The sequence below is a fragment of the Herbaspirillum sp. 1130 genome, assembly GCF_017833835.1.
In the GTDB taxonomy this organism is placed as follows: Bacteria; Pseudomonadota; Gammaproteobacteria; order Burkholderiales; family Burkholderiaceae_D; genus Herbaspirillum; species Herbaspirillum huttiense.
The window spans coordinates 456,888-470,017 of the sequence record NZ_JAFICQ010000003.1 but is presented as its reverse complement, the minus strand read 5'-3'; the positions used below and the strand labels follow the sequence as shown (position 1 = coordinate 470,017).

Annotated in this window: 9 protein-coding genes; 3 read left to right on the top strand and 6 right to left on the bottom strand. The window is 62.2% G+C overall.

Annotated elements, in window-relative coordinates; translation table 11 throughout:
- Positions 1-9 precede the first annotated feature (9 nt).
- The 3 genes from JOD78_RS15705 to JOD78_RS15695 form a co-directional block, all read right to left on the bottom strand.
- Complete coding sequence (locus JOD78_RS15705) at positions 10-3,159, bottom strand: MdtB/MuxB family multidrug efflux RND transporter permease subunit (RefSeq protein ID WP_121038613.1); 3,150 nt, start codon at positions 3,157-3,159, stop codon at positions 10-12.
- A gap of 15 nt (positions 3,160-3,174) precedes the next feature.
- Positions 3,175-4,767 (bottom strand): MdtA/MuxA family multidrug efflux RND transporter periplasmic adaptor subunit, encoded by a 1,593-nt coding sequence (locus JOD78_RS15700; protein WP_209568524.1) that lies wholly within the window; start codon positions 4,765-4,767, stop codon positions 3,175-3,177.
- A 490-nt stretch (positions 4,768-5,257) separates the two neighbouring features.
- Positions 5,258-5,806 (bottom strand): Spy/CpxP family protein refolding chaperone, encoded by a 549-nt coding sequence (locus JOD78_RS15695; protein WP_039786102.1) that lies wholly within the window; start codon positions 5,804-5,806, stop codon positions 5,258-5,260.
- 235 nt (positions 5,807-6,041) lie between these two features.
- On the opposite strand from JOD78_RS15695, the gene JOD78_RS15690 reads away from it, so the two are divergent.
- Together JOD78_RS15690 and JOD78_RS15685 are read left to right on the top strand one after the other, a co-directional pair.
- Positions 6,042-6,779, top strand: coding sequence for a response regulator (locus JOD78_RS15690; protein WP_199725008.1), 738 nt, complete (start codon positions 6,042-6,044; stop codon positions 6,777-6,779).
- A complete protein-coding gene (locus JOD78_RS15685) occupies positions 6,776-8,158 on the top strand; it encodes an ATP-binding protein (RefSeq protein WP_034338891.1) in 1,383 nt (460 codons plus the stop codon). Before JOD78_RS15690 ends, JOD78_RS15685 begins: the two co-directional genes overlap by 4 nt.
- A gap of 89 nt (positions 8,159-8,247) precedes the next feature.
- On the opposite strand, the gene trpS is transcribed toward JOD78_RS15685, so the two are convergent.
- From trpS to JOD78_RS15670, 3 genes are all read right to left on the bottom strand, one after another.
- The gene (gene trpS / locus JOD78_RS15680) at positions 8,248-9,288 is read right to left on the bottom strand and encodes a tryptophan--tRNA ligase (RefSeq protein WP_121038601.1); all 1,041 of its coding nucleotides are present in this window, start codon (positions 9,286-9,288) and stop codon (positions 8,248-8,250) included.
- Between the two features lie 275 nt (positions 9,289-9,563).
- Positions 9,564-10,121 (bottom strand): glycine zipper family protein, encoded by a 558-nt coding sequence (locus JOD78_RS15675; RefSeq protein WP_034332343.1) that lies wholly within the window; start codon positions 10,119-10,121, stop codon positions 9,564-9,566.
- Between the two features lie 48 nt (positions 10,122-10,169).
- The gene (locus JOD78_RS15670; protein ID WP_034332345.1) at positions 10,170-10,514 is read right to left on the bottom strand and encodes a hypothetical protein; all 345 of its coding nucleotides are present in this window, start codon (positions 10,512-10,514) and stop codon (positions 10,170-10,172) included.
- 520 nt (positions 10,515-11,034) lie between these two features.
- On the opposite strand from JOD78_RS15670, the gene JOD78_RS15665 reads away from it, so the two are divergent.
- On the top strand, positions 11,035-13,128 hold the full coding sequence (locus tag JOD78_RS15665; protein ID WP_209568526.1) for a hypothetical protein: 2,094 nt from the start codon (positions 11,035-11,037) through the stop codon (positions 13,126-13,128).
- Positions 13,129-13,130: the final 2 nt, after the last annotated feature.

Genomic DNA, 13,130 nt, shown 5'->3' with positions numbered 1-13,130 from the left:
CGCATCCGCTTACACCGCCGGCGGCAGCGTGGCCGGCTTGCCGTCATCATCATCCTCGCCGCCATGGCCCGGCGCGCGCTGGCCGAAGCGCGCACGCAGACGGCGACCCAGGCTGTCGAAGCCGAGATAGATCACCGGTGTGGTGAACAAGGTCAGCACCTGCGATACCAGCAGGCCGCCGACCATGGTGATGCCCAGCGGCTGGCGCAGCTCGGAACCGACACCGGTGCCCAGCATCAGCGGCAGCGCACCGAGGAGCGCGGCCATGGTCGTCATCAGGATGGGACGGAAGCGCAGCAGGCAAGCCTGGTAGATCGCCTCGCGCGGACTCTTGCCCTGGTGCCGTTCGGCTTCCAGCGCGAAGTCGATCATCATGATGGCGTTCTTCTTGACGATGCCGATCAGCAGGATGATGCCAATGATGCCGATGATGCCGAGATCGGTCCCCGAGATCATCAGCGAAAGCAGCGCGCCCACGCCCGCCGAGGGCAAAGTGGAGAGGATGGTGATGGGATGGATGTAGCTCTCATAGAGCACGCCCAGCACGATGTACATGGTGATGATGGCCGCCAGGATCAGCCACAGCGTATTGGACAGCGAGGCCTGGAAGGCGAGTGCCGCGCCCTGGAAGTTGGTGATGGTGGAGTCGGGCATGCCGATCTCGTCTTCGGCCGCCTTGATGGCCTTGACCGCCTCGCCCAGCGATGCGCCCTTGGCGAGGTTGAAGGAGACGGTGGCCGCCGGGAACTGGCCGATGTGGTTCACCACCAGCGGGGCCGTGCGTTCGGTGACGGTGGCAATCGAGGACAGCGGGACCTTGCCGCCGGCCGAGGTGACCAGGAAGATGCTGTCCAGTGCCTCGGGGCCGCGCTGGAATTCCGGCTTGACCTCCATCACCACGCGATACAGGTTCGATTGCGTGTAGATGGTGGAAATCAGGCGCTGGCCGAAGGCGTTGTAGAGCGCATTGTCGATGGCGGCCGTGGTGATGCCCAGGCGTGAAGCGGCATTGCGGTCGATCTCGATGTAGGCCTGCAGGCCCTGGTCCTGCAGGTTGGTGGCGACGTCGGCCAGTTGCGGTACCTGCTGCAGACGTGCGATCAGCTTGGGCACCCAGGTACTCAGCGTGCCCGGATCAGCATCTTCCAGCGTGAACTGGTACTGCGTGCGCGAGACGCTGTCCTCGATGGTCAGGTCCTGTACCGGCTGCATGTAGAGCGTCACGCCTGGCACCGCCTGCGTGAGCTTGGGTTGCAGGCGGCGGATCACGTCCGAAGCCGAGACATCGCGCTCCTCATGCGGCTTCAGGTTGATGAGCATGCGGCCGCTGTTGAGCGTGGCGTTGGTGCCATCCACACCGATGAAGGAGGACAGGCTTTCCACCGCCGGATCTTCCAGCACCACCTTGGCCAGTTGCTGCTGCTTCTCGCCCATGGCACCGAAGGAGATCGATTGCGTGGCCTCCGAGATGCCCTGGATCACGCCCGTATCCTGCAGCGGGAAGAAGCCCTTGGGCACGAACACGTACAGCAGCACGGTCAGGCCCAGGGTGGCGACGGCGACCAGGAGCGTCAGTTTCTGGCGTTCCAGCACCCATTCCAGCATCACGCCATAGCGCGCGATGATGCGGTCGAAGAAGGCCTGGCTCTTGTGATAGAACCAGCCCTGTTGTTCTTCCGGCTGGTGGCGCAGCAGGCGCGCGCACATCATCGGCGTGAGGGTCAGCGAGACCACGGCCGAGATCAGGATGGAGACCGCCAGCGTGACCGCGAATTCGTGGAACAGGCGGCCGACCACATCGCCCATGAAGAGCAGCGGGATCAGCACCGCGATCAGCGAGAAGGTCAGCGAGATGATGGTGAAGCCGATCTGCTCCGCGCCCTTCAAGGCGGCCTGCATGGGCTTCATGCCCTCTTCGATGTAGCGCGAGATGTTCTCGATCATCACGATGGCATCATCGACCACGAAGCCGGTGGCAATGGTCAGCGCCATGAGCGTGAGGTTGTTGATCGAAAAGCCCGCCAGGTACATCACCGCAAAGGTACCCACCAGCGACAGCGGCACTGCCACGCTGGGAATGATGGTGGCCGGCACATTGCGCAGGAAGACGAAGATCACCATCACCACCAGCGCCACCGAGAGCAGCAGTTCGAACTTCACATCTTCCACCGAAGCGCGGATGGTGGTGGTGCGGTCGGTCAGGATGTGGACATCGATGGCACCCGGCAGGCTGGCCTGCAGCTGCGGCAGGATCTTCTTGATGCTGTCGACCACGGCGATCACGTTGGCACCCGGCTGGCGCTGGATGTTCACGATCACCGCCGGCTGCTGGTTGGCCCAGGCGCCGAGGCGGACGTTTTCTGCACCATCGATCACATCGGCCACATCCGAGACGCGGATGGGCGCACCGTTCTTGTAGGCGATGATGAGATTGCGGTATTCATCGGCCGAACGGAGCTGATCGTTGGCATCGATGGTGGAGGCGCGCGTGGGGCCGTCGAAACTGCCCTTGGCCTGGTTGACGTTGGCGTTGCCAATGGCGGTGCGCACGTCATCCAGGTTGAGACCGAGGGCGGCAACCGCACGCGGATTCAACTGCATGCGCACGGCCGGACGCTGGCCACCCGACAGGCTCACCAGACCGACGCCGGACAATTGCGAAATCTTTTGCGCCAGGCGGGTATCGATCAGGTCCTGCACCTTGGGCAAGGGAATGGTCTTGGAGGTGACCGCCAGCGTGATGATGGGCGTATCAGCCGGATTGACCTTGCTGTAGACCGGCGGCATCGGCAGGTCCGAGGGCAGCAGGTTGCTGCCGGCGTTGATGGCGGCCTGCACTTCCTGCTCGGCCACGTCCAGGCTCAGATCCAGATTGAATTGAAGCGTGATCACCGAAGCCCCGCCGGAGCTGGTGGAAGACATCTGCTTCAAGCCCGGCATCTGGCCGAACTGGCGTTCCAGCGGCGCGGTGACCGAGGAGGTCATCACGTCCGGACTGGCACCGGGATAGAGCGTGACCACCTGGATGGTCGGGTAATCGACTTCGGGCAGGGCCGACAGCGGCAGGAGCCGGTAGGCCACGATGCCCACCAGCAGGATCGCCAGCATCAGCAAGGATGTGGCGACCGGCCGCAGGATGAACTGGCGCGAGGGATTCATGCGTGAGCCTTGTGCTTACTTGGTGCCGTTGGCGTTGCCTGCGTTGCTGGCGGGGGCGCTGTTGCCGTTGCCGCCACCGGCAGCCGCTTCACGCTGGCGGCGCAGCTCCATCATCTTCTGGCGGCGCTGGTCTTCGGGCAGCTTCTTGATCTCTTCGCCGAATTCACCGGCGTCGATGCGCTTGTTGATTTCGGCCCAGCGTTTCTGGCGTTCTTCCGGACTCAGGTTGGCTTGACCGCCCTGCCCGCCCTGTCCTGCCTCACCGCCCTGGCCACCCTGGCCGCGCTTGCCATGGCGGCGTTCCGGATTCTCGGTGGTCAGCTTGTTGGCCGGATCATCCGCGCCGCCGCGGGCCACCGCTTCCACCTTGGCGCCTTCGCGCAGGCGGTCGATCCCATCGATGACCACGGTTTCACCGGCAGCGATGCCATCGGTGATGACGGTCTGGTCATCCTGCACCGGACCGGTCTTGACCGGACGCACGGTGACGGTGTTGTCTTCCTTGACCACATACACGAACAGGCCCTTCGACCCGCGCTGGATGGCCGCCGTCGGGATCACGATGGCCCCCTCCTCGGTCTTGAGCTGCAGGCGGATGTTGACGAACTGGCTGGGGAAGAGCGCGTAATCGGTATTGGGGAACTGGGCCTTGAGCTTGACGGTGCCGGTAGTCGAATCCACCACGTTGTCGATGGTCAGCAGCACGCCGTCGGCCAGTTTCTTCTTTTGCTCGCGGTCCCAGGCCTGGGCCGGCAGCTTGCGGCCGCTCTGCAGTTGCTGCAAGACCTTGGGGATATTGTCTTCGGGGATGCTGAAGATGGCCGTGATCGGCTGCAGTTGCGTGATGATGACCAGCCCGTTGGTATCGCTGGTGGTGACGTTGTTGCCCACATCGGCCTGGCGCAGACCGAGGCGGCCGCTGATCGGCGCGGTCACGCGGGTGAACGACAGTTGCAGGCGGGCGCTGGCGACGCTGCCCTCATCGGCCTTGACTGTTCCTTCGTATTGCTTGACCAGCGCGGCCTGGGTATCGACCTGCTGGCTGGCAATCGAGTCCTGCGACAGCAGGGTCTGGTAACGCTTCAGATCCAGGCGGGCCGAGGCCAGCAAGGCGCGGTCGCGCGCCAGTTGCCCTTCAGCCTGGGTCAGCGCGGCCTGCAGCGAGCGCGGATCGATCTCGGCCAGCAGGTCGCCGGCCTTGACCACCTGGCCTTCCTTGTAATGCAGCTTCATCAGCTGGCCATCCACGCGGGCCCGCACGGTGGCCGTGGCGGTCGGGGTCACGGCCCCCAGGCCATTGAGGAAGACATCGACGTTCTGCACTTGGGCCTTGGCCACGCCGACCGGCATGGTCTGGCCGGCGAAGGCGCCGGGACCGCCGGGACGGCGCGCGCCCGGTCCACCGGGGCCGCCTGCGCCGGGGCGTCCGCCCGGGCCGCCCATGGCAGCCATCTGCTCCTGATCGGCCTTCTTCTTGGACCACCACTTGTAGCCGCCACCGGCCGCCAGCGCCGCCACCAGGACCCAGAACCACCAGCGGCGCAGGATGCTGCCGCGAGACGATGCGTTGGAGGGAGACGGCTGCTTGGAATTGGGAGTATTTGTCATGTCAGGAAAACCAGTGAACCGATCACGTCATCAAGTAATCACGTCAGCGGGGCCGCCACCATGGCAGCCCGCCGGCATTTATCTGCGCTTTTTTATGTATTTCTTTCAGTACAGATTTCTGTACTGCCTTCTGCTCTTTTTTCTGTACAACGTTCTGCACAGGAATCTGTGCAGGATTCTGTACATTTTTCTGTCTTTCAGGACAGGCAAAACGCCAGCTGAAAGCACAAGGGAAGGCGGCCCCTCCTGCCGGAGCAAGGCCGCCCGCCGTCATTCTCTCCGACCAGCCTGACAGCCGTGCAACATTGTCGGACAGCCCCCCGCGTCCGGGCTGGCACGCAGTGTACCCAGCTATTGCCCGGCTTGCACGGGCTACCAACAAGAACAGCCTTGCGGGGAGACGCAAGGCTGCAAGGGTGGGACTGCCCGCTGCGCCGCCACCAGGCATCCGCCCACCTGCGGCGCAGCGGCAAGTCCTGCCTGGCCGGGATTACTTGGCCGGCGGGGCGTCCGGTGCCGGCTTGCCGTCACGCGGGGGGCCCTTGCGGTCGCCATGGCGCATGTGCTCCATCTTTTCCCAGCGATGGCGTTCCATCTTGGCGTGTTCGGCATCAAAGATCTTCTGCTGTTCCGGCGACAGGGTGGCGTAGAAGTCCTTGGTGGCGGCGATGCGTTGCTCGGCGAAGGCCTCACGCTTGCGCATCATGTCCAGCTGCTTGTCCAGGCGTTCCGGGGTGGACAGCTTGGCCCATTCATCCTTGTTGGGACGGCCGGCCTGGTCGAAGGGGGCCGGCTTGGTCTTGTCAAGGAAGAGCTTCCAGGCGGCTTCCTGCGAGGCCGTGATCTTGAGCTTGTCGTGCAGCTCGGCCTGGTGCTTGGCGCGCATCTGCTCGAACTTGGCGATCTGTTCCGGGCTCGGGGCATGGCCGCGGGGGCCGTCCGGGCCGCCCGGGGGCATCTGGGCGAAGGCCGACAGGGTCACGGCGCTGATGCTCACGGCGGCGATGCCGGCCAGGATACGGTTTTTCATTGTCAACATGGCTTGCTCCTTTCAGGGGATGGTGCTCTGATGCGTTCGGCAGCGACGTGCTGCCTTGGCATGGTTCCCATTAAACCGGCGGCGTGTATCAACGGTTTGTCCGCTGTGGCGTCATTTGTATCGCTTTGTATATACGGGAGCTGCCCAGGTATCGTTTTATTTCTGCCCCGCCCCTTGTAAAGACCCGATACAAATCCGCCCTGCACGCACGGACAAGTTCGGCATAATGCGATCCATGGATACAAATACTCACATCCTCGTCGTCGACGACGACCGCGACATCCGCACCCTGCTGGCCGAATACCTGGACAGCAACGGCCTGCGCACCCTCACCGCCACCAATGGCAGCGAAATGCGCCGCGTGCTGGAAGAATCGCGGGTAGACCTGATCGTGCTGGACCTGACCCTGCCGGGCGAGGACGGCCTCACCCTCTGCCGCAACCTGCGCGCCACCTCCTCGGTGCCGGTCATCATGCTGACTGCACGCGGCGAGCCGCTGGACCGCATCCTTGGACTGGAAATGGGGGCCGATGATTACCTGGCCAAGCCTTTCGAGCCGCGCGAACTGTTTGCCCGCATCCGCAGCGTCCTGCGCCGCACGCAGGCACTGCCGCCCAACATGGCGCAGCCGGATGTGGCCACCATGCGCTTTGCCGGCTGGACGCTGGACCTCACCGCACGCCACCTGGTCAACAAGGATGGCGTGGTGGTGGCCTTGTCGGGGGCCGAGTTCCGGTTGCTGAAGGTGTTCCTCGACCATCCCAACCGCGTGCTCAATCGCGACCAGTTGCTGGAACTCACGCAAGGCCGTGAATCCGATCCCTTCGACCGTTCGGTGGATATCCAGATCAGCCGCCTGCGCCAGAAGCTGGGCGATGACGCGCGCACGCCGACCATCATCAAGACCGTGCGCAACGAGGGCTACGTGCTGGCCACGACCGTGACAGCCGAAGGCGCAGGCCGGACGGCATGAAGAATTTCATTGGCTCCATCGGCAACCGCATCTTCTTCCTGCTTCTGGGCGGGATCGTGGTGGCGGTATTCGCCACCAACTGGCTGGCTGGCAACGAGCGCCGCAATACCTTGCGCGAGCTGCGCTTCCAGCACCTGGCCGACCGCGTCGAACAGATCGTGCAGGCGGTGGACGACATCCCGCCGGCGCAGCGCCCCATCGTCCTGCAGGCCGCCACCAACTTCGGTTTCGAGGCACGCATGGTGGAGGACATGAATGACGCCATCGGGCCCAATGCCAGCACCAGCCCGCTGATAGAGATGCTGCAGGCACGCCTGGGCGAGGACCGCAAGATTGCCGTGCAGCGCGAGAGCGAGTGCCCGCCCCTGCGTGCCGACGACGGACGAGGACCGCGCCGCGATACCTGCCGCGTCATCTACATCAGCCTGCATGACCAGGCGCTCATGCGCCTGCGCCTGCACCAGCCGGGCGAGCCCCCTGCCCTGCGCGGGCGTGGGCCGGGCGGGCCGGCCGGGCTGTTCGGGCTGCAATACATTCTGCTGTTCCTGGTCCTGATCGCCATGCTGGCCTGGCTGGTGGCGCGCATGGCCACGCGCCCGATCCGCCAGCTGGCGCAAGCCGCTTCGCGCCTGGGCAGCGACATCGACCATGCACCGCTGCCCGAGACGGGACCGACCGAGATCCGCCAGGCGGCCCACGCCTTCAATGCCATGCAGGCGCGCATCCGCCGCCAGATCCAGCATCGTACCCACATGCTGGCGGCCATCACGCATGACCTGCAGACACCGTTGACGCGCATGCGGCTGCGGCTGGAGAAGGTCACCGATGCCCCGCTGCAGCAGAAGCTCATCGACGACCTGGGCGTGATGCACGGCATGGTGCGGGAAGGACTGGACCTGGCACGCAGCATGGATTCCTCCGAGAAGATCCAGGCGCTGGATATCGATTCCCTGCTCGACAGCGTCTGTGCCGACGCCGCCGATGCCGGCCAGGATGTGGCCCTGCAAGGCAGCACCCGCGCCTTCGTGCTGGCCCAGCCGGGCGCACTGCGGCGCTGCCTGACCAACCTGATCGACAATGCCTGCAAGTACGGCAAGTCGGCGCGGGTGTCCATCGCGCTGGAACAGCAGAAGATCGCCATCCGCATCCGCGACCAGGGGCCGGGCATTCCGGAGTCCGAACTGGAGGCGGTGTTCGAACCCTTCTATCGCCTGGAGGCCTCGCGCTCGCGCGATACCGGCGGTACCGGGCTGGGGCTGACCATCGCGCTCAATATCGCCGAGAACCATCACGGCCAGCTGCGCCTGCGCAACCTGGCCGAAGGCGGACTGGAAGTGCTGCTGGAATTGCCGCCGATGACGCCGACCAAAAATCGGTAAAAAACTTCACCCAGGCATGTAAAAAACCGCCGCAAACCCTGTTGGGATGCGGCGGTTTTCATTTATCGGCCAAAAAGCGCCGAGCCGGGTCACCCGAAGTAGTTCAGGCCCAGGGCGGCATTGACTTCCGACATGGTCTGCGCGGCCACGGCGCTGGCGCGTTCGGTGCCGCGCTTCAAGATGGCCAGCACTTCGCCGCGATCCTTGGCGAATTCTTCGCGACGGGTGCGGATGGGTTCGAGCATCTCCTGCAGGATCCCTTCCAGGCGACGCTTGACTACACTGTCGCCCAGGCCGCCGCGGGTGTAGTGGGCCTTCAGTTCGGCCACGGCATCGCGGTCCGGGTCGAAGGCGTCCAGGAAGGTGAAGACCACATTGCCCTCGACCTGGCCCGGATCATCCACGCGCAGGTGGTTGGGGTCGGTGTACATGCGGTGCACGGCCTGCTTGATCTCGGCCGGGGTCGCGCCTAGGGCGATGGAGTTGCCCAGCGACTTGCTCATCTTGGCCTTGCCGTCGATGCCGGGCAGGCGGCCGGTTTCGGAGAGCACTTCCTTGCACTCGACCAGCACTTCGCGGTCCACGGTGGCGTTGAATTTGCGCACCAGTTCATTGGTCTGCTCGATCATGGGCAACTGATCGCTGCCCACCGGCACCAGTTGGCCCTTGAAGGCGGTGATGTCGGCGGCCTGGCTGACCGGATAAGTCAGGAAGCCGGCCGGGATGTCGCGCTCGAAGCCGCGCAGGCGGATCTCTTCCTTGATGGTGGGGTTGCGTTCCAGGCGCGAGACCGTCACCAGGTTCAGCAGCACCATCGACAGCTCGTAGAGCTCACGCACCTGGGACTGGATGAAGATGGTCGACTTCTCGGGATCGATGCCCACGGCCAGATAGTCCAGCGCCACTTCGAGCACGTTGTCGGTGACTTTCTGGTGGCGGCCGACGTTGTCGGTCATGGCCTGGGTATCGGCCAGCAGCAGGAACTGGCGCGAGCTTTCCTGCAGCGCCACGCGCGACTTGAGCGAGCCGATGTAGTGGCCCAGGTGCAGTGGACCGGTAGGACGATCGCCGGTGAGGACGACGGGCAGGCTGCTGGTGGTGGGGGTGGAGCTCGTGGCGTTCGAAGACATGGTCATTCCTGATCGTTAATCTCTGGAATGCCGCCGGTCCCGAAGCTGAAGAAACAATGCCGCCGGAACCGGCGGCATCATGGTCACATGGTCAAGCTGTGTGAAAACGGGCCGCCTCGTTCAGGCGCGCCACCAATGCTGGGTTTTCGCAAGTTGATCTTTTCGGAAAAGCATGGCGGCGAGTATAGCACCGGCAGCGCGCCATGTTGCGTTGCATAAGAAAAAACCGCCTGCAAGGAGGCGGTTCAGGCGCTGGGCTCGGCTTGTGCGCGGGTTCAATACGCACCCGGTGGCGGACCGTAATACACCGGCGGCGGGCCGTAATACCCCGGGGGCGGCGGCGGTGCGTAGTAGCGCGGGCGATAGGTATAGACGGTGGTGGTCTGCACTGGCTGCTGCACCTGGTTGCCCTTGCTGTACATGCACTGGGTATAGGTCATGTCGTAGCGCTGCTGCATCGAGTAATTGCCTCCGGCGGCCGCGTTGCTGCCAGCGGCACTACCTACGAGCAAGCCGCCGCCGGCGCCGATGGCCGCGCCCGCACCGGCATTGCCCGAGGCCGCGCCGATGAGGGCACCGGCCACGGCACCCACGGCGGTGCCGACTGCGGCGCTGTTGGCGGCATTGTTCTGGGTCTGCGCGGCCTGGCCGCCGATGGCGTCCTGGGCGTATTGCTGGCATTGCTGCTGGTCGGCGCGGAACTGTTCGTAGGTCTTGTCCTTGCCGGGCATGGCCATCACCGACGGGCCGGTCGGCACGCTCACGCAGCCACCCAGCGCCAGCATGGCGCCGACGGCGGTCACGGTCGCGGCGGTCTTGTAGAGGGGTTTCACGATGTTTCCTTTATCGGGGATCGACGAATTACGTAGCTTAGGCAAGGCTTATTGCGGCGGCGTACTGCCCGGCACGCCCGGCGTATTGGGCACGACCTTCATCCAGGGGCTGGGGCAGTTCTGGACGTAGGGATAGTAGGACTTGGACTCGGCGCAGTAGTACCAGTAGTCCTGGCGCTGCGGCTCCACGTAGACCGGTGCGGGGGCCCGCTCCACGTAGACCGGCGGCGGGTAATACACCGGCGGCGGATAGTAGACCGGGGGCGGCACCCACACTGGTCCACCGATCACCACGCCACCATAGAAGCGCCCGTGCGCATAGGCCGAAGCGCTGGCGACGAGGCCGGCTACCGCCAGCACGCCACAGACGCCAATTGCCGCTAGTTTTTTCATGTTGTTGCCCTCGGGGGTGTCTCAGAATAGTTGGAAGGTCTGGAATGCTTGCCGGATGGCATCAAGGCCGCGTTCCCCACGCAGCCGTATCAGCCTGTAATCCTTGCCTGGTGCGGCTTGCAGACGCATCTGGCGCAGGAAAGCAATATACGCCGGGGCTGCGGTGAAATCTTGAGATGTTTCAATTCGTAACCCTAATCAACAGAGATATACACGGGGTTGAAAAGGCTTTGCAAGTTCGAAATAGCCAAGGCAAAACATGCAGGAGAGCTTGTCGTCGTTTTTCCGCTTCCTCTGCCTCGCTGCCATCACTATGGCTTCCACCAGATCGAAAAAATTCCGTTCACACGGCTTTCTTCGCCTCCGACCAGCCTGAACTGACGTTTTGCCTTCTAGTATCGCAAATTCGGCTCGTCCGCTTCGTGGTGTCCCATGATGATGTGAGCCGCCAGCTGCAGCATGTGGCACGCGCCTGCCCCCTGCCGCCTACCTACTCCTCAGCTTCGCCCAATTCAACACCATGATCATCACCTACCCCATTGAACTGCCGTATGTCGCTGGCAACGAGCAACGAGTCGTACCTGACACTCTTTTTAACAACAGCGGAATTCTCAGCGGTCCCTACCTGATTGGCAAGAACCGATTCTGGCACGGCGGCCTCCATATCCACCCCACCGACAGAAATGCGCCGATACGGGCAATCGCAGACGGTGAACTGGTCGCCTATCGTTACGATGCGAACGACACCTCAGATGCGTTTTTTAATCAATCGACCTATTCGCGGAGTTTTGTGCTGTTAAAGCATGAAGCGGAACTCGGCCAAACAGTCTTGGGAACGAGCAGCTTGGTCTTTTATTCCCTCTATATGCATTTACGTGCATTCCAAGAACTCAAAACGGGCCAACTTCCTGGTCTGAATTTCATCCGGAAAATCATCCCGGCCCGGCCGCTGGTAAAAGACGGGCAGCCCGTGTTTGACAAGAAGAAACGCCCGGTCATCGAACCAGCCCGCGAAGAGGTCATCGAGCCAACCGCGAATGGCGCAGTCATTTCCGGCATCGGCTCGGCACGCGTCCGCAGAGGCGACATCCTTGGTTATTGCGGGAGCATTCCCGACAACCTGACCACGCCATCCAAAGGCTTCCACTTTGAAATTTTCTTTGGCGACAACGCATTCCTCAAGAACGTGAACAAGACCATATGGGGAAAATGTCTGCTCACGCAGGCGCAATCCGTTCTGAATGACTTGCTGACCGAACAGATGTTTGCTGTAGATACCTCCATGCCTCTTGAAGTCGCGCCGCATCAGCCGGAGGGGGGTTATTACAAAATACGGATGAAAAGTGAACACTATTGGGTCAGCGAAGATCAGATCGCGGAGGAAATGGTCGAATCATCGTCTTTGCACCAAAAAGGCAAAAAACGTATCGTAAAGCAGTTCCTCCCCAAAACCGACAGCCTGATCGCGTTCGCCAACAACCCCCTTAAAAACGAGCACATCTTGCCGGCCGGAACGGTGGTGGTGCCATGGATGGCTCCATGGCTGAAGGATGAAGAGTTTATCAAGCGGGAGTATCGAGGAACATTCTGGATCCCGCTTTATGTGCCAGACAAGGACAGGCGGTACTGGACTAAAGCGGATGACATCAAGTTCACCAGTGACGCAGACTGGGCGGGCTTCCAGGCCTTTGCAGAGACAGCCGCTCAAAACAGTTTGGACGGCGTAATTGATGATGAAGGTCTACTAGCTCTGACAAAACCATCGACATCAGAAACTGATTCGTCGGTTGGCATCAATAGGATCGCTGGCAAAAACGAAGAAAAAATCAGCGGCCTGATCGCCAGTCATCCGACAGAATGGAGCAAGACGGACATTCCGGTTCGATTCCAGCGGGTAACCACAGATGAGTTCGGAGCTCAAAAACTCACCATGGATCAATTTGCCGCGCTGACGAAGCACATCGAACGTATTGCCTTCTGGGAAGATGTAGCGGGTCTTCCTGATTCCAAACGTGTCTGGCATGCACATCCCCTGCGATTCATCGAACAACTCGCAAAATGCATGTGGCTGAGTGAAGCTGAACTTATGCGGATCATGCCCAATACCGATCAGGAGACCTTCAAGACACATCGCATCAACCTCAACAAAACGATGCTGCAATGGGGCGTAACGGATCGTCTGGAGCAGGCTCATTACCTGGCGCAAGGCGTTCACGAATCAGCGGGGATGCGACTGATGACGGAACTCCCGTCAAAGTATGCCAGCAGTGCCTCCCGCTACAAGGGCAGAGGCTTTGTTCAAATCACATCTGAAATCAATTACAAGGCGTTCAACCTTTATCTGAATCGATACATCAGGACAGTCGATGTGGCCAGTGCCCCCGAAATTCTGAGTTCCGACTCTTACCTTTCGTTTACGGCCTCGTGCTGGTACTGGCGCACCAACGACGTAAGGCGATCTGCCAGAAAAGGCGAGTCGGAGGCAGTGGTTGACGAGGTGGGAAGAGTGATCAATCGCGGCCCCGGACGGAGAGATCTGCCTGAGTATCCGCCCCTTAGCAGAGAGGATCGGCTGGACAAATTCCGCTTGATCAGCAAATTGCTACTGAAGTGAGA